Origin of the sequence: Shewanella carassii (assembly GCF_002777975.1) — a bacterium.
GTDB lineage: Bacteria > Pseudomonadota > Gammaproteobacteria > Enterobacterales > Shewanellaceae > Shewanella > Shewanella carassii.
Genome location: NZ_NGVS01000013.1, coordinates 48,433 through 65,083, shown reverse-complemented (window position 1 = coordinate 65,083; position 16,651 = coordinate 48,433). Strand labels below are relative to the sequence as shown.

The following is a 16,651-nucleotide window of genomic DNA, read 5'->3' as shown; positions in this document are numbered from 1 at the left end:
TATTGTTATCACTGCAATTTCTACCTGTTATTTATGGCAAAATTGCATAGGGAACGTCCAGATTACAACGAAAGATTAACAATTGGAAACCCGAGGTCAAACTCAGTCGGCGCTCAACCCCAGGTTGGTTGGTAGCTGGGCGATATCACCAGCCACCCATTCGGCCTCTATGCACTGCTGCAGATGCTCAGCCATAAAATGTACCAGCTGCCGCGCCGCATAGGGCATACGCCTGTCTTTACGGCTCACCAGATACCAGTTGCTCTCCAACGGGAAGCCCTTCACGTTCAGAATGGCCGGGCGCTCACGCCCTTCCTCCAGGGTATGGGCCGAAATAACTGATAGCCCCAACCCAGAGGCGACCCCCAGGCGAATGGCCTCATTGCTTTCTATCTGCATACAGTCGCCCAGTTCCATCCCCTGACCGCTGAGCCAAGACTCAAACATCAAACGGGTAGCCGACCCCGGCTCACGAATGAGAAAGCGCTCGCGACTGAGCTGCTCAAACTTGAGTTCACTCTGCCCGGCGGCCCAATGATCTCTGGGGGCAATCAACTGCAGAGGGTTACGAATGATCCGTGCCGATTGCACAGTTTCGCCCCTGGGAGGATGGCTGAAGAGGTAGAGATCGTCTTCCAGATGCTCAAAACGATTCAGCACATGGGCACGGTTACCTATGTTCAGGGTGACTCGGACACCGGGGAAATGACGATAGAAGGCGCCTAGGATCCGCGGCACCACGTACTTGGCCGTGGTCACCAGGCCGATATTGATGTGGCCGCTCTGCCCTTCCCGCACCTTGGCCAGCATGCCGTTGAAGTCTTCCAGACGGGTCATCACATCGATGGCGGCCCGGTACAGCTCCTGCCCAACCTGAGTCGGCCGCAGCCCTCCCGGGCCGGTTTCCAGTATGGGCTCACCCACCAGCTCGGCCAGTTTTTTCAATTGCAGCGACACGGTCGGCTGAGTCAGATACAGGTGTCTGGCAGCGGCGGAAATATTCTGCCGCCGGACCACTTCGATATACACCTGCAACAAGCGCAGGCTGAGATGACGAAGATCCATAGATAATTATCTATATATATGTAGTGAATAATTTATTTTCCAATATAACGCCGGGCGAGCACAATCTCCAGCCGTCTAACAAGGAGAACCCCATGCCTGATGTTGTTATTGCCTTTTTCGGCCTAGGCCTGTTGGCCGGTCTGCTCAAATCGGATCTCAGAGTCCCCGAATCCACCTACGAAACCCTTTCCATACTGTTAATGCTGACCCTGGGCCTCAAGGGCGGCATGGCGCTGCACGGCCACACGGATCAGCTGTCTTTTGCCGAGCTGGGGCTGGTGATAGGTCTGGGACTGGCTATCCCGCTGGCGCTGTATCCCATATTGAAAAAAGTGGTTCGCCTATCCCAGAGCGATGCCATCAGTATTGCCGCCCACTACGGCTCGGTCAGTGCCGGGACCTTTGCTGTTGTCTACGCCATGACAGAACAACTGGGCTGGCCACTCAAGCCCGAAACCACTCTCTATCTGGTACTGCTAGAGTTGCCATCCATCATAGTCATGTTGTGGCTCTATCGACGCCTGAACCGGGATAAGCCAGGACGCAGCGGTAATATCCTGCTGGAAGCGCTTACCAGCCGTGGGGTGATATTGCTGGGGGGCGGCGTGCTTATCGGATGGGGCTACGGCACTGAAGGCTTGGCCTCTTTGAGCCCTGTGCTGATGCAGGGATTCAAGACCTTGCTGGCGCTGTTCCTGCTGGAGATGGGCTTATGTACCGCCAGGGTGTGTGCTCCGCTGCCCTTGAGTCACTGGCGCCTGTTGGCATTCGCTGCCATCACGCCTTTCGTACTCGCCTGGGTGGGTATCATTACAGGTCACGCCCTGGGGCTGCCCGCCGGTTCGGCACTGGTACTGGCCGGCCTCTGCGCCAGCGCCTCTTATATTGCGGCACCAGCGGCGATCCGCGCGGCCATTCCATCGGCCAATATCGGCGTGGCCATGCTGGCCTCGCTGGGGGTCACCTTCCCGATTAACCTGCTGATAGGGCTGAATCTTTACCGTCAATGGGTAGCCTGGATTTACGGGCTCTGAACTTGTTCCTGCGGCGCGGGTGCAGACTCGAGTAACAGCTTGAGATTGCTGAGCCCGCGCAATAGATCCGTGGCGATCATGGTTTCAAAATCGACAAACAGAAACATCAGATTCATCGGATAATCCAGATGCCCCTTAAAGCCCCAACTGAGGTTGGTTCTATTACCTTCATAGGGCTCAAACAGCATGTAGGCGGGTTCAGTGGCCTCGAAGGGAGTCAGAAATCTGAGCTCATAATCGATGCGTTTGTTGATATCCATGGCGACTATCTCCTGCTCGCCGCGGCCCACCTCTGGGTTATCACTCTCCCAAGCCGAGACAAAGCCAACAGAACCATCGATGCCACGATAACTGCGCTTCATCGCCGGATCCATCTTGGCCCAGACGCTGAAGTTATCTTGATTCTTAAGATACTTCACATAGTCATAGACCTCGGCCACCGGGCGGTTGATCACCACATTGGTGGTCACCTGGTAATCGCTTTTGACAAACAGGGCGGCGATCAGCGGCACAGCCACCATCAATACCGACAGGATAAACAGTGTCTTGATAAAACGCATAAGGATTCTCCAAACAAGTTTTCACCCGACAACCATTACTTGCCTGAGTATATCCCGCAAACCGCCCAAAAGTAACAAGATTGTTAATTGATGGGGATTGCAATTTGAAAAGATCGAAAAATAAACTTTGGCAGAGAAGCGAACCAAGCCACAGTTCCCGCCAGGCGATTTGTTGTACAAATACTTTTAGGTTACAGTCACCTATATACACGGATGTCTAACCAAGGGATTGTAATGGGACTTATCCTGGCACCACTGCTGATTATCTGGCTGGCAATACTGACTGTGGCGGGTTACCAGACCACCTTATACTTCAAAGAGACCTTCAGTCTCAGCGGCCTATTGGTTTTTGCCAGCATCAGTTTGCTTTGCGCCGCCCTCTATTTACTGATCCATTTTCGGCGCTATCAAGACGCCGAAACCTTAAGTGTTTTCGAGATCAGTCTGGACCTCTTATTCAACCCCATCAGCGGTGGCATTTGCGTATTGGCGCTGCTGCTGATCTGGCTGGTGCCCATGGGGGCTTGCAAGCCTCTGCTGCTGGCATTGGTGCTTGGCCTGGCGATCGCTACTCTGGCTGGGGTCGCTCTTGAGGAGAGTTTTATGACAAAAAATGGGATCCAACGTACCCACTAAATAGAGGTGGATGCGGCTAAGGCTCGCCGAAGCCTTAGCCGCATCTTCACTGTGATATCCGGCCACTGAGGCCACAGCAATCCAAGGAGAGAGAATGATCCAACTCAGCAATAAAGAAACCGGCACCGTTATCGGGCATATCTCCGAACAGCAGTTGCAGTTCCTGATCGACAACCTGGTAGAAGAGCATGATGACGATCAGGATTACTGGCTGAACCGTACTCAACTAGAAACCTTTAAGGCCATAGAGGCCGATGCCGAACTCATCAATCTATTGGAAGCCGCCATGGGCGAAGCCGATGAGCTGGAGATCCTCTGGCAGCGCCAGGGCTAAAGCCAGGTTTGCACCAACAATAAAAATGCTCCTTAATAAAGGAGCATTTTTATTGTTAATGGCAAAGATAAAATAACCCAGGTTAATTCTCAGAAGCTGTTAAGCCTGACAACTCACTTAGCCCACAATCCAACTCAGCTCGGGAAGACGGCTGAGATCCAGCTTGTCGCCTTCGGTCGCTATGGCCGAGGCCTGGGGTCTGGGTTTGGGCTGCACACCGTCGGCATGTTCCAGCACACTCAGGAGTTGCCGCTGGGCATCCGGCTCCCCGTGAACCAGAATGAGTGGCGGCGCCCCCTCAAACTCACGATACCAGCGCAGCAATTCGGCCTGATCCGCATGGGCCGACAGCCCACCGACTGTGTGAATTCTGGCGGCAACATTCACCGAATTACCGTTGATGGTGAGCTCGCTGGCACCATCGACCAACAGCCGCCCCGGGGTTCCCAGTGCCTGAAAACCACAGATGATGATGTCGCACTCGGGCCGCCACAGGTTGTGTTCCAGATGACAGCGGATACGACCGCCGTTACACATGCCGCTGCCGGCAATAATGATAAGCCCCTGGTGTACGTCGTTGAGTTCCATCGACTCTTCGGTACTTTGAATAAACTCTATCCCAGACAGCAGCGGGTGCTGCCCGGGGTGCTGATGCACGAAGCGCTTGAAGTCCTCGTCCATCAAGGGATAGTTATTGATATACACCTTGGTGGCCTCTATCGCCATGGGGCTGTCGAGGCAGATTTTCCAGCGTGACAGATCCCATTCCCCGGCATAGAGGTGAAACAGATACAAAAGCTCTTGCGCCCGGCCAACCGAGAAAGCAGGGATCAGGATATTGCCGCGGCTCTCACTGATGGCTGTCGCGAAGATCCCCTTGAGTTCTTCCAGGGTCGCCTCCCAACTACGGTGTAACCTGTCGCCATAGGTGCTTTCCATCAACACCAGATCGGCCTGTTGGATCAGCGTAGGATCTTTGAGGATCGGCATACCGGCGCGGCCGAGATCGCCACTGAACACCAGTTTTTTCTTGGTGTTGCCATCATTGATCCACAGCTCCACTAGCGCCGACCCCAGAATATGGCCGGCATCACTCAAACACAGGGTCACACCGGGAATGGGATCCAGCTTGGTGCCATAGTCCAGTGGAATAAAACGGGTCAGTGCCAGTTCGACATCTTCTTCGGTGAACAATGGCTCTATCGGCTCGAGATCTTGCCTGGCACGTTTGCGGTTCTGCCGCTCGGCATCACGCTGCTGCAGCATGGCGGCATCCTTGAGCATGATGGCGCACAGATCCATGGTGGCCTTATGGGTGTAGATGGGGCCGCTAAAACCCTGCTTCACCAGCAGGGGCAAGCGCCCCGAATGGTCGATATGGGCGTGGCTCAACACCACGGCAGTCAGGGATTCAGGAGCAAAGGGAAAGGCTTCATGGTTACGCAGTTCATCCTGCCGCCCTCCCTGAATAAGACCACAATCCAACAACAAACTTGCATCGTTGACCCGCAACAGATGGCAGGAACCTGTGACTTCTTGGGTGGCACCCCAAAACTGCAAGCTCATGGACATAACACTTCCCTCTTTGAAACGATTCGGCCAATGATGCTACGGATAATCTTCCCAACGCTATTAAGCCAGAATCTCGGGAAAACTCTGCCGCACCTTCCTAAGGAAGGTGCGAATAAGTCCTCGTGGCACTCTGGCTTGCACAGCAATTGGCGTTCAAGGCATCTGACTGAAGGCATGCCGGGGCCTGTCGAAGTTGGATAACGCAGAGAGCCGGTTGCTGTGAAAGCCCCGAAGGGCGTTGCTTACAAACCTGTCTGCTATGTTGTGCTTCTTGTAAAGGACTAGCCATTTGCTGCGAACCACGCCTTGCATACAGGCCTGTAAGCCAACGCAGAGCACGCATGGGACTTGTTCGCACCTTCCCTAAGCCTATGCCCTTATGGGAAAAAGTGACACTCCCTTATAGTCTAATTTTGCAATGGATCATTACGCCTCATGCTCTTGGGGCAGACCGCGGGAGATAATCAGAGTCAGCAGTAACATGGCGCTGGAAACCCACAGACAAGCCTCCAGCCCCCACCACTGAAACAGCGCACCGGAAAGCACTGTGCCCAGCAAGCGCCCGGCGGCGTTGGCCATATAGTAGAACCCCACATCCAGGGATACCCCATCCTCGCGGGCATAACTGACAATCAGAAAACTGTGCAACGAAGAGTTCACCGCAAACAAGGCGCCGAATAGCAACAGGCCGCCGATCAGCCAGACATGCGAGTATTGACTGCCAAGCCCAAGGGCGATAAGCGCCGGCACCAGAGTGAGCAAGCCGCACCAGAAGAGCGCCGCCGCCCGTCCCGGCAAAGCCGAGCCTTTATGCTTGCCAACTGTCTTGCCGTCGGCCCTGGCGGTCAGCCTGGGCGCCAGAGCCTGCACCAAGCCGTAGGCGATAATCCAGCCGGCCAGAAAGCCCCCCACTTGCCAGTGATCCCAGCCAAATTGGCTGGCCAGATACACAGGCAAGGCCACCACAAACCAAACATCCCTGGCGGCAAACAGAAACAGCCTGGCCGCAGAGAGAATGTTCACCGCCCGGCTCTTGGAAAACAGCTCACTGAACTTGGGCTTATTCTTGGCCTGGCCCAGTTCTGCCTTGAGAAACAGCAGCGAGCTCAGCCACACCAAGGTCAAAACAGCGGCCATGGCGGCAATGGCACCGGCAAATCCCAACAGGCTCAGCAGCGCACCGCCGAGGAAGAAACCTATCCCTTTGAGGGCGTTCTTGGAGCCGGTCAACAGCGCCACATAGCGATACAGGGTCTGTCCCGCCTGGGCCGCATCCTTGGGTACCAGGGTCTTGATGGCACTCTTGGCACTCATCTTGTTGAGATCTTTGGCTATCCCCGACAGTGCCTGGGCCGCCATCACCCAGGGAATGGTCAGCCAGGCTTGAGGCACCAACAACATAGCCAGCGCCACTATCTGCAGCCCAAGGCCGATATTCATGGTGCGGTTGAGCCCCAAACGGGCGCCGAGCCAGCCGCCCAACAGATTGGTGACCACACCGAAAAACTCATAGAAGATAAACAGCATGGCAATGGCCAGCGCACCGTAACCCAACTGATAGAAATAGAGCACCACCAGCATGCGTAGCGCGCCATCTGTCAGGGTAAAGGCCCAGTAGTTACCGGTGATCAGCAGATATTGGCGCAGCGCCGGACTCATTTCAGCCATGGTGTTGTCCTTCAGGCATCCCGGTCCAAACGGCCCACCATCAGCGCCAACTCGGCGGTGCGATTGGCATAGCCCCATTCGTTGTCATACCAACAGTAGAGTTTGAGCTGAGTGCCGTTGATCACCATGGTAGACAGCCCATCCACTATGCAGGAGCGGGGATCTGTCTTGTAGTCCACCGACACCAGCGGTCGCGACTCGAAGCCAAGAATGCCCTTGAGTTCAGTCTCGGCCGCCTGTTGCAGCAAGTCGTTGACCTGTTGTTCTGTCACTGTTTGCTCCAACTCAAACACACAGTCGGTCAGCGAGGCGTTGGCCAGCGGCACCCTGACCGCATGGCCATTGAGGCGGCCTTTCAGCTCAGGGAAAATATGGGTAATAGCGGTGGCACTGCCTGTGGTGGTCGGGATCAGGCTCTGACCACAGGCACGGGCACGGCGCAGATCCTTATGGGGCGCATCCAATATAGTCTGGGTGTTGGTGATGTCGTGAATTGTGGTCATGGAGCCATGACGAATACCGAAGTTCTCATGGATGACCTTGACCACAGGCGCCAGACAATTGGTGGTACAGGATGCGGCTGTCACTATCGGATGCCTGGCCGGGTCGTAACTCTGATGATTCACCCCCATCACCAGGTTGGCGACGCCTTCCTCTTTAACCGGCGCTGTCACCACCACCCGTTTCACCCCTTGATCAAGATAGGCCTGCAACAGCGCCTTGGTTTTCATCTTGCCCGAGGCCTCGATCACCAGATCGCATTGAGACCAATCACTGTCTGCAATGGCCTGATTGCGACTGGTCGCTATCCGCCGCCCGGCTATGACTATGGCGTTGTCCTCATGCTCGACTGGGTGCGACCAACGGCCATGAACCGAGTCAAACTCCAACAGGTGCGCCAGGGTGGCGGCATCACCCGCCGGGTCGTTGATCTGCACAAATTCGAGTTCCGGCCAATCCCAGGCAGCCCTCAAGGCCAGCCGCCCCATACGGCCAAAGCCGTTAATTCCCACCTTTATTGTCATCTCAGTTCTCCTTTTATTTGTTGGCCGCAAGCCAATTACCGCGGCGGCGATTGGCAAATGCCACCAGAGACAGCATCACAGGCACTTCCACCAGAACCCCAACGACTGTGGCCAGTGCCGCTCCCGAATGCATACCAAAGAGGGAGATAGCCACGGCAACCGCCAGTTCGAAAAAGTTGGAAGTGCCTATCATGCAAGCCGGGGCGGCTATGTTGTGGGGCAGGCGCAAACGCTTCGCCAGCCACCAGGCCAGCAGGAAAATACCGTAAGTTTGCAGTAACAGCGGGATGGCAATCAGCACAATATTTTGCGGCTGGGCCACTATGGTTTCGGCCTGCAGAGCAAACAGCAGCACTACCGTCAGCAGCAGCCCCAATATCGACCAGGGCTTGAGTCTGGACAGCAAGGCCGTGATCGCCCCTGGTCGGCTATTGAAGTGTTTGCGGGTCAATACCCCGGCTAACAAAGGCAGCAACACATACAGCGCCACAGACAGAATCAAGGTTTCCCATGGCACCTGTATATCGCTCACCCCCAGCAGCAGCGCCGACAGGGGTGCGAAGGCAAAAATCATGATCACATCATTGACCGATACCTGCACCAGAGTGTAGTTGGCATCGCCGCGGGTCAGTTGACTCCAGACAAACACCATGGCGGTACAAGGAGCGACTCCGAGAAGGATCATCCCGGCGATATACTCCTGCGCCGTTTGCGGCTCTACCCAAGGGGCAAACAAAAAACGGAAAAAGAGCCAGCCAAGCAGTGCCATGGTAAAAGGCTTCAGCAACCAGTTGATCACCAGCGTCAGCAGCAATCCCTTGGGATTTCGGCCAACATCCTTGATAGCGGAAAAATCGATTTGCACCATCATGGGATAGATCATCACCCAGATAAGCACGGCGATCACCAGATTGACATGGGCGTATTCCAGCGCCGCAATTGCGGCAAATACATTAGGTGCCAGATAACCCAGCGCTATCCCAGCTAAAATGCACAGCCCTACCCACAGGCTGAGCCAACGTTCAAAAATGCCCATACATCCCCCTCTCCGGTCCCCCGGCGGTTAACTTCCGGCGCTCAAGTGATAGATTCCGGCCGGTTTCAACAGCAAGCTTGCGGCCTCGAGACCATGGCCTCCAGCCGAGTCAGCTCATCAGCAATAAAGCCAGGGTTGGCCGTCAATGTGTCCCGCAGCAACTGCTCGCACCAGGGTGCCAGCTCGGGGCTGAGACGATAAAACACCCATTGGCCCCGACGTCTGTCTTGCAGCAACCCCTGAGCTCGCAGCTGCGCCAAATGACGGGAGATCTTCGGTTGACTCAAGGCCAGGGCCTCAGTCAACTCGCAGACACAAAGCTCTCCCTGCTGCAGGATCAACAGCAGGCTGCGCAGCCGGGTTTCATCGGCCAAGGCTTTGAAAAAATTCGGTAGTTCCATGATAAATGCCGCTCCTTAAGGCCAATATTCGGTCAGCCATACATCTGCCGTTTCAGTTGCCACTCAAATGAACACCTTCAGCAACCGGCAGAATATATGGATAACCAAATATATGGTAAATCATATATAAAAACGCCTATAGTTCAAGCGCTATTTTGAGGAGTCTATCGACGTTGGGCTGAGCGTCTGGCCCAGCGATTGCGCGGGTTTGCAACTGTTCATTTAGCAGAGTCAGGTACTGTCGTAAATTAATTTTAAACTCTAATTATTTCCGGCTTATTTCAGAGCTTGATTGCAAAACAGTTATAGCTCAAATCGAGATTTCATCGCTTGTCTTATAATTGCATGCAATATATTAAAAATTGATAAGCTTAAGAAAATAAAAGCATAAATATATAATTTTAAACAAATAATATAGCAAAAACCCAGTAATAACCCAGTAAATCACTCAGATATAAACTTGATCATTTTCTGATAAGCATGAATAATATCGTTCGAATCAAAACCATTTGAACACTAATCATTTGATTGGTTAGCCTTCAAGTGGTTTTTCATTAGCCCAACTTTAGATAAAACTTAAGGAAGGAGAATCACGATGAATGCCAACAGCTCACAGGAGTCTGACAGTCATCTTTCACGCTACCAAATCAGCCTCAGAGATAAAGCCAAGTACCTGATCCAATTAGGGTGTTTCTGGCTCGTACTCTCAACCTACCTATACCCATTCTGCAAACAAAAATTCAATCAAGCCTTCAGTGGCAATAACGGGCACTAATCTATGGATTATTCGAGTTATATCTCTTTGGCCATCTACTTTGTGGTCATGTTGGCGATAGGCCTGTTTGCCTATCGCAATTCTACCGATGATATTTCGGGCTACATTCTCGGCGGCCGTCAGGTCAGCCCTCAGGTCACGGCGCTGTCGGCAGGTGCTTCCGATATGAGTGGTTGGATGCTGATGGGTCTGCCGGGCGCCATGTTTGTTATCGGCTTCGACACCATCTGGATTGCGCTGGGCCTGCTTATCGGCGCTTGGTTCAACTATCTGCTGGTAGCCCCCAGGCTCAGGGTTTATACCCAGGAAGCCGATGACGCCCTGACACTGCCGGACTTTTTCAGCAAACGCTTCGAGAAGAAAAACGGCTCGGTGCGGATGATTTCTGCCGCGGTGATCATACTCTTCTTTACTCTCTACACCTCTGCCGGCCTGGTCGCCGGGGGCAAACTGTTTGAATCCGCCTTCGGCCTGAGTTACCAACTTGGCCTGGTGATCACTGTCTCAGTGGTAGTGGCCTACACCCTATTGGGGGGCTTTCTGGCCGTCAGTATGACCGACTTTGTGCAGGGCTGTATTATGTTTGTCGCCCTGGTGATGGTGCCTATAGTGGCTTTTCAGGAGTTCAACAATGGCACTGAGATGATGGCGCAGGCCAATCACACCATAGTGCCTCTGTCTGAATCTGTGGAGAAAATGAGCCTGCTGGCGATTGTTTCCAGCATGGCCTGGGGACTGGGCTATTTCGGTCAACCACACATCATAGTGCGCTTTATGGCAATTCGTTCGGTGAAAGATATCAAGACCGCCCGCAACATAGGCATGAGCTGGATGTTGGTGACCATACTCGGCGCCCTGGCCACAGGTCTTATCGGTGTCGCCTATGTCAACAAGTTCCACCCAGGGCTGCAGGATCCGGAAACCATCTTTATTCTGTTCTCGGAAATTCTGTTCCACCCCTTGGTGAGTGGCTTCCTGCTGGCGGCGATTCTGGCTGCCATCATGAGCACTATCTCTTCACAGCTACTTGTATCATCCAGTTCACTGACCGAGGATGTTTACCGCGCCGTGTTCCACAAGGACATAGACGAGAAGAAGCTGGTGAATATAGGCCGTTTTGGGGTATTTGCCGTTGCTGCCGTGGCCACCTTGCTGGCCCTGGATAGCAACAGCAGCATACTGTCACTGGTGAGTAACGCCTGGGCCGGTTTCGGTGCCGCCTTCGGGCCACTGGTGCTGTTCAGTCTGTTCTGGTCGAAGATGACCCACTCGGGCGCCGTTGCCGGTATCCTCACCGGCGCCATCACAGTGCTGCTGTGGATCCTGCTGCCTGTCTTGCCCGATGGCAAGACACTCTCCAGCGTGATCTACGAGATAGTTCCCGGCTTTATCATAAGCTCTGCGGCCATAGTGCTGGTCAGCCACTTTAGCCAGGATCCCTCACACTCAGTGCAGGAGACCTTCCACGCTACCCGGGAAAAACTGCAGCAGGTCGGCTGATAGCTGGATAGAACAGATCCCCAATTAGACCCGGTGGCAGACGCCGGGTCTGGTTTCCATCCCCAACCCGCTTCGAAGTAACACCTCAAATAGGTTAAGGAAGTTATGAATAAGCAACCAAGGCAACGAATTGTTTTAAAAGTCGGCAGCGCCCTGATTGCCCCTGACAGACAGGGCTGTAGCTCGCGCTATCTGCTGGCCATAGCCCAATTCATTGTGCGCTGCCGCGCCAAAGGCATTCAGACCATACTGGTTTCTTCCGGCTCAATTGCCGCCGGAGCCCACAGGTTTCCGCTCAAACCTGGCAGTGAAGCCAATAGCCCAGAGGCCCAGGTAGTACTGAAAAAAGCCATGGCCGCCGCCGGGCAGACTGAGATGATGGCGACCTGGGATAAGTTTTTCGACTTTCCCACGGCGCAAATTCTGCTGACCCATGGCGACCTGCGCGACAGAGAGCGCTATCTGTCGATTAGGGAAACCGTGTTTACCCTGCTGGATCACGACATACTGCCGATCCTCAACGAAAACGATACCGTCACCACAGATGCGCTCAAGGTGGGTGACAACGACAACCTGTCGGCCATGGTGGCAGCCGCTGCCGACGCAGATACCTTAGTGATCTGCTCGGATATTGATGGTCTCTACAACAAGAACCCACATCTGCACAGCGATGCCGAGCTGCTGCCCGAAGTCAATAAAATCGATGCCACCATCTATGCCATGGCCGGCGGCAGTCACAGCGATGTCGGTACCGGCGGCATGCGCACCAAGATAGAAGCGGCGGAAAAGGCCAGCTCCCACGGCATTGATACTTACATAGTCAACGGCTTCAAAGAGGAGAGCTTCAACGCCCTGTTGTCGGGCCGCAATCCCGGCACCCTATTCCGGGCATCCGAAACCCCGCTGCAGGAGCGGATGCACTGGCTGACCCACACAGTGAGGGCGCAGGGGGAAGTGATAGTCACCTCCGATGAAGAGATGGATAGCGCCAAGGATTGCGCCGAGCTTTCTAGTAATGAAGTACTTGAGGTCAAAGGCAACTTTGCCGCCGGCGATACCATACTGCTGTGCAGTGACGACGGCACCCGTCTGGCCAAGGCTCGCAGCAACTACAGCAGCCGCCTGCTGAGTTTTATCGCCGAGCAGGAAGACCCGGAACTGGCCGACAGCTTTACCGATAGCCTGGGCGGCATAGTCTCGGAAAAAGATATCGCCCTGCTCTGTAAAACGCCGCAACTGGAAAAATAGCAGCGGCCCGCCACCAGAGTAGTGCAACGAACAAAGGAGGACCTAAATGAGTCTGATAACCACACTGGCAAGCTCAGCGGCCAAGGCGGCCAGGGAGCTGGCACTCATAGATACCCAAACCAAAAATCAGGTGCTGAAGGCGATGGCCCAAGCGCTTCTCGCTGAAAATGACAATATTCTCAAGGCCAATGAGGAAGATCTCCTAGCGGCCCGCAGCGCAGGTCTCAGCGAAGCCATGCTCGACCGGCTGACTCTGACGCCAGAGCGGATCGCCGCCATGGCCAGCGGCATAGACACCATAGTCAAGCTGGACGATCCCGTGGGTCAGCGCCGCGAGCTTGGCCGCCGTCCCAACGGTATTCAGATAAGCAAACTCAGAGTGCCGCTCGGGGTGGTCTGTATGATCTATGAGGCGCGCCCCAATGTGACCGCGGATGCCGCAGCGCTGTGTTTCAAATCGGGCAACGCGGTAATACTGCGCGGCGGTAAAGAGGCGCTCAACTCCAGCCTGGCGATAGCCAAAGTGCTGCACAAAGTGCTACAGGAGTTCAAACTACCAACCGCGCTGGTATCCGTGGTGCCAGATCCCGACCGCGCCCTGATGCTGGAACTGTTGCAACAGCGCGACTATATCGACCTAGTGATCCCAAGAGGCGGCGAAGGCCTGATCAACTTTGTCAGCGACAACTCTAAAATCCCGGTTATCCAGCACTTTAAAGGCGTTTGTCACCTCTATGTCGACAGAGATGCCGATGTGGAAAAGGCGCTCAACCTGCTGCTCAACGGCAAGACCCAACGCACCGGCGTCTGTAATGCCCTGGAGGGCCTGTTGGTACACAAGGATATCGCCAAAGTCTGGCTGCCCATCGCCGCTCAGGCCTTGGCCGACAAGGGGGTGAAGATCAATGCCGATAAGAAGGCGGCGCCCTTCTTCGACCAGGCCACGGTGCTGACGGAAGAGGAGTTCGGCCAGGAATACCTGAGCCTGGAAATCGCCGTGCGCCAGGTCGACTCACTGGCGGATGCCATGGAGCATATCGCCCGCTTCGGCAGCCACCATACCGAGGTGATCTGCACCGAAAGCCAGCAAGCGGCGCAGCAATTTCAGCAAGGGGTCGATGCCTCTGTGGTGATGGTCAACGCCTCATCACGCTTCAGCGACGGCAGCGAGCTGGGGCTAGGTGCCGAAATCGGTATCGCCACCACTAAACTCCATGCCTACGGCCCCATGGGACTGGAGTCATTGACCACGGAGAAATTCCTGGTCAATGGCACAGGTCAGACACGCGACTGAGGAAGGGTTTGGCAATAGCGGGGCCTAATGCCAAACCGCTATTGCCCACCACCTAGAGTGCGGATGCTGGAAGCCCGAATAAGGACAGGATGTCCGAGAACGGTCTCCCGCACAGGCTTCCCCTGTGACATGGCGAGAGTTGCGCAGCAACGTGCTTACGAGCGAGATCAAGAGATGGCAACTTGGCTGTTATGCATTGAGGCATTTGAACCACAACTTTAGGCCGCTGGCACAGCGGCTAGCATTGCTTTCAGCTCAAAATAGCCAAATAACATAGATTGAACTTCCAGCAACGGATGTCTCCCATTGCCTGCAGCAGGCTTATGCACAGGCGATCCTGTGACTCGCTGCGAGTACATCCCTGTAAGCTCTGCCTCGCCATCCCTGGCTCGGAAGGTCACAGTTCCGCCTATGCCTGGAATTAGGCGTATATCTGCAGATCCCTAAAATGTTTCCAGCTACTCAGTACTAATAGAATTGCACCAATTCCCCCTTCGGAGCCGCCGCTGGCGTTGTTGCAAATTGGCGTAGCCGAGACAGGGATGTCGAGGCTCGAAGGTCGAGCAAGGAGGCGAGTCCTGAGTGTAGCCAATTTGCGTCATAAGCCAGCGGGGCTTTCGGCTACGTCGGGGTGTCCTTGGGGATGCAAGGGGCTTTGGACAAGCAAAGCCCCTTGCCCGGTGTGGTGTGGAACACCACGACTTTAGGCCGCTGGAACAGCGGCTATCATAGCTTCCAGCTAAAAGTTACTAATTAGTATTGGCAGGGCCTCCGGCGACGGATGTTTCTCATTGCCTGCCGCAGGCTTATGCACAGGCGATCCTGTGACTCGCTGCGAGTACATCCCTGTAAGCTCTGCCTCGCCATCCCTGGCTCGGAAGGTCACAGTTCCGCCTGTGCCTGGAAAATAGGCGTATGTCTGTAGATATATAAGCAATTTCAAGCAACGCTATGATTGCAGAATTACACCGACTTCCCCCTCAGTGTCGCCGACAACCGTTGGCGCAAATAAGGTGGCTGAAACATGGATGCCGAATCAGCGCCCAATCTCCCTGGGTGCAGCCTCATTAGTCTCTATCGCGAACAGAGTTTTGCCCCAGTAAACAAAGCCTCCCCGTGGCAAAAGGTTGCGACTGAGGTAAAATAGCCCATCTTTTGTCGGCGGCATCTCATACTGGTATGACTCCACAGCGGCTCTACCTCTCAAGCACAGCCTTTTTTGCTGCTTGCTGCTGCCCCGCCGTCGGCTCGCATTCTCCCGGAAACAGGCAGATAACAATAACCCCGCCTGCCGGACTTAGCCTTAAACCCTACACCCAGAGGAATACTCGTCATGAGTCTTGCTGATTCCGTTCTAGCCGTAAACAATGATTTGCCTATCCGCACCGACAAGCCGGTTCACAGCGGAAAAGTGCGCAGTGTCTACTGGTTGACCGAGGCCGACAGCGCCAGATTGATCCGCGAAAAGGGCTATGATGTGCCCGCCGATACTCCGCTGGCGATCATGGTGATCTCGGATCGTATCTCCGCCTTCGATTGCATCTTCCATGGCGAAGATGGCCTCAAAGGGATCCCAGGCAAAGGGGCGGCGCTCAACGCCATCTCCAACCACTGGTTCAGCCTGTTCAAGGAAAAAGGGCTGGCAGATAGCCATATTCTCGACATTCCCCATCCCTTCGTGTGGATAGTGCAAAAGGCTCGTCCGATAAAAGTGGAAGCCATTATTCGCCGCTATATTACCGGTTCCATGTGGCGTGCCTATCAAAAGGGTGAGCGGGTATTTTGCGGCATCACGCTGCCGGAAGGATTGCAAAAGGATCAGCAGTTGCCCGAGTTACTGATCACCCCATCAACCAAGGGCATACTCAAGGGGATCCCTGGGGTACCGGAGCAGGATGATGTCAACATCAGCCGCGCAGATATCGAGGCCAACTTCGAGGCCTTTGGCTTTGAAAAGCCTGAAGATATCGATCTGTACGAAAAGCTGCTCAAGCAGGGATTCGAAGTCATTTCCGAGGCGCTGGCACAGCAAGATCAGATCTTTGTCGATACCAAGTTCGAATTTGGCTATGTCACTGACAAACAAGGCCAATCCAAGCTTATCTATATGGATGAAGTGGGAACCCCGGACTCTTCACGTATTTGGGATGGCAGCGCCTACCGTGACGGCAAGATCCTCGAGAACTCCAAAGAAGGTTTCCGTCAATTCCTGCTCAACCACTTCCCGGATCCGGATATCCTGTTGAACAAGGACAGAATGCCGGAACGTGAAGCCCTGGCCCGTGATAACGACCTGCCACTGGAGGCCATGATGAATGTCTCGCGTACCTACACAGGTATTGCCGAGAAAGTCACCGGAGCCAAGATTACTCTCTCGGATAATCCCAAGGCAGAAATCATCCGGGTGCTCAAGGAACAATACGACCTGGTGAACTAAAGTATTCTGCCGCGGCTGCGACTCAGGCCTAATCCCATTAAGCATAAAGCCCCGACAGGGGCTTTA

Annotated in this window: 14 protein-coding genes; 7 read left to right on the top strand and 7 right to left on the bottom strand. The window is 54.5% G+C overall.

Annotated features, from left to right (window positions below):
• Positions 1–102: 102 nt before the first annotated feature.
• On the bottom strand, positions 103–1,065 hold the full coding sequence (locus CBE72_RS07745) for a LysR family transcriptional regulator (protein WP_100143051.1): 963 nt from the start codon (positions 1,063–1,065) through the stop codon (positions 103–105).
• 92 nt (positions 1,066–1,157) lie between these two features.
• On the opposite strand from CBE72_RS07745, the gene CBE72_RS07740 reads away from it, so the two are divergent.
• Entirely contained in the window at positions 1,158–2,099 is a 942-nt protein-coding gene (locus CBE72_RS07740) for a sodium-dependent bicarbonate transport family permease (RefSeq protein WP_100143050.1), read from the top strand.
• Here CBE72_RS07740 and CBE72_RS07735 read toward each other — a convergent pair.
• Positions 2,087–2,659 carry an SRPBCC family protein gene (locus CBE72_RS07735; RefSeq protein ID WP_100143049.1) on the bottom strand — a complete coding sequence of 191 codons (573 nt, stop codon included), beginning with the start codon at positions 2,657–2,659 and terminating at the stop codon, positions 2,087–2,089. The genes CBE72_RS07740 and CBE72_RS07735 overlap by 13 nt on opposite strands.
• A 234-nt stretch (positions 2,660–2,893) precedes the next feature.
• On the opposite strand from CBE72_RS07735, the gene CBE72_RS07730 reads away from it, so the two are divergent.
• Both CBE72_RS07730 and CBE72_RS07725 read left to right on the top strand, forming a co-directional pair.
• Positions 2,894–3,295 (top strand): hypothetical protein, encoded by a 402-nt coding sequence (locus tag CBE72_RS07730; RefSeq protein WP_100143048.1) that lies wholly within the window; start codon positions 2,894–2,896, stop codon positions 3,293–3,295.
• 94 nt (positions 3,296–3,389) lie between these two features.
• The gene (locus tag CBE72_RS07725; protein ID WP_100143047.1) at positions 3,390–3,629 is read left to right on the top strand and encodes a galactosyldiacylglycerol synthase; all 240 of its coding nucleotides are present in this window, start codon (positions 3,390–3,392) and stop codon (positions 3,627–3,629) included.
• A 117-nt stretch (positions 3,630–3,746) separates the two neighbouring features.
• Here CBE72_RS07725 and CBE72_RS07720 read toward each other — a convergent pair whose 3' ends face one another.
• The 5 genes from CBE72_RS07720 to CBE72_RS07700 form a co-directional block, all read right to left on the bottom strand.
• Positions 3,747–5,201 (bottom strand): MBL fold metallo-hydrolase RNA specificity domain-containing protein, encoded by a 1,455-nt coding sequence (locus tag CBE72_RS07720; RefSeq protein ID WP_100143046.1) that lies wholly within the window; start codon positions 5,199–5,201, stop codon positions 3,747–3,749.
• A 426-nt stretch (positions 5,202–5,627) separates the two neighbouring features.
• Positions 5,628–6,869 (bottom strand): organoarsenical effux MFS transporter ArsJ, encoded by a 1,242-nt coding sequence (gene arsJ, locus CBE72_RS07715; protein ID WP_071476857.1) that lies wholly within the window; start codon positions 6,867–6,869, stop codon positions 5,628–5,630.
• 11 nt (positions 6,870–6,880) lie between these two features.
• A complete protein-coding gene (locus CBE72_RS07710; RefSeq protein WP_039034432.1) occupies positions 6,881–7,894 on the bottom strand; it encodes an ArsJ-associated glyceraldehyde-3-phosphate dehydrogenase in 1,014 nt (337 codons plus the stop codon).
• A 13-nt stretch (positions 7,895–7,907) separates the two neighbouring features.
• On the bottom strand, positions 7,908–8,930 hold the full coding sequence (gene arsB / locus CBE72_RS07705; protein WP_100143045.1) for an ACR3 family arsenite efflux transporter: 1,023 nt from the start codon (positions 8,928–8,930) through the stop codon (positions 7,908–7,910).
• 65 nt (positions 8,931–8,995) lie between these two features.
• Positions 8,996–9,331 (bottom strand): ArsR/SmtB family transcription factor, encoded by a 336-nt coding sequence (locus CBE72_RS07700; protein WP_100143044.1) that lies wholly within the window; start codon positions 9,329–9,331, stop codon positions 8,996–8,998.
• A 778-nt stretch (positions 9,332–10,109) separates the two neighbouring features.
• Here CBE72_RS07700 and putP point away from each other — a divergent pair.
• From putP to CBE72_RS07675, 4 genes are all read left to right on the top strand, one after another.
• Positions 10,110–11,606, top strand: a complete 1,497-nt coding sequence (gene putP / locus CBE72_RS07690; protein WP_100143042.1) for a sodium/proline symporter PutP — start codon at positions 10,110–10,112, stop codon at positions 11,604–11,606.
• A gap of 105 nt (positions 11,607–11,711) precedes the next feature.
• Complete coding sequence (gene proB, locus CBE72_RS07685; RefSeq protein ID WP_100143041.1) at positions 11,712–12,854, top strand: glutamate 5-kinase; 1,143 nt, start codon at positions 11,712–11,714, stop codon at positions 12,852–12,854.
• 46 nt (positions 12,855–12,900) lie between these two features.
• The gene (locus tag CBE72_RS07680) at positions 12,901–14,148 is read left to right on the top strand and encodes a glutamate-5-semialdehyde dehydrogenase (RefSeq protein WP_100143040.1); all 1,248 of its coding nucleotides are present in this window, start codon (positions 12,901–12,903) and stop codon (positions 14,146–14,148) included.
• Between the two features lie 1,333 nt (positions 14,149–15,481).
• Positions 15,482–16,585 carry a phosphoribosylaminoimidazolesuccinocarboxamide synthase gene (locus CBE72_RS07675; RefSeq protein ID WP_100143039.1) on the top strand — a complete coding sequence of 368 codons (1,104 nt, stop codon included), beginning with the start codon at positions 15,482–15,484 and terminating at the stop codon, positions 16,583–16,585.
• Positions 16,586–16,651 lie beyond the last annotated feature (66 nt).

What these genes read in the sequence shown, in the direction of transcription:
- CBE72_RS07745 (WP_100143051.1), bottom strand. Translation starts at nt 1,065, where the DNA reads ATGGATCTTCGTCATCTCAGCCTGCGCTTGTTGCAGGTGTATATCGAA.
- CBE72_RS07740 (WP_100143050.1), top strand. Translation starts at nt 1,158, where the DNA reads ATGCCTGATGTTGTTATTGCCTTTTTCGGCCTAGGCCTGTTGGCCGGT.
- CBE72_RS07735 (WP_100143049.1), bottom strand. Translation starts at nt 2,659, where the DNA reads ATGCGTTTTATCAAGACACTGTTTATCCTGTCGGTATTGATGGTGGCT.
- CBE72_RS07730 (WP_100143048.1), top strand. Translation starts at nt 2,894, where the DNA reads ATGGGACTTATCCTGGCACCACTGCTGATTATCTGGCTGGCAATACTG.
- CBE72_RS07725 (WP_100143047.1), top strand. Translation starts at nt 3,390, where the DNA reads ATGATCCAACTCAGCAATAAAGAAACCGGCACCGTTATCGGGCATATC.
- CBE72_RS07720 (WP_100143046.1), bottom strand. Translation starts at nt 5,201, where the DNA reads ATGTCCATGAGCTTGCAGTTTTGGGGTGCCACCCAAGAAGTCACAGGT.
- arsJ (WP_071476857.1), bottom strand. Translation starts at nt 6,869, where the DNA reads ATGGCTGAAATGAGTCCGGCGCTGCGCCAATATCTGCTGATCACCGGT.
- CBE72_RS07710 (WP_039034432.1), bottom strand. Translation starts at nt 7,894, where the DNA reads ATGACAATAAAGGTGGGAATTAACGGCTTTGGCCGTATGGGGCGGCTG.
- arsB (WP_100143045.1), bottom strand. Translation starts at nt 8,930, where the DNA reads ATGGGCATTTTTGAACGTTGGCTCAGCCTGTGGGTAGGGCTGTGCATT.
- CBE72_RS07700 (WP_100143044.1), bottom strand. Translation starts at nt 9,331, where the DNA reads ATGGAACTACCGAATTTTTTCAAAGCCTTGGCCGATGAAACCCGGCTG.
- putP (WP_100143042.1), top strand. Translation starts at nt 10,110, where the DNA reads ATGGATTATTCGAGTTATATCTCTTTGGCCATCTACTTTGTGGTCATG.
- proB (WP_100143041.1), top strand. Translation starts at nt 11,712, where the DNA reads ATGAATAAGCAACCAAGGCAACGAATTGTTTTAAAAGTCGGCAGCGCC.
- CBE72_RS07680 (WP_100143040.1), top strand. Translation starts at nt 12,901, where the DNA reads ATGAGTCTGATAACCACACTGGCAAGCTCAGCGGCCAAGGCGGCCAGG.
- CBE72_RS07675 (WP_100143039.1), top strand. Translation starts at nt 15,482, where the DNA reads ATGAGTCTTGCTGATTCCGTTCTAGCCGTAAACAATGATTTGCCTATC.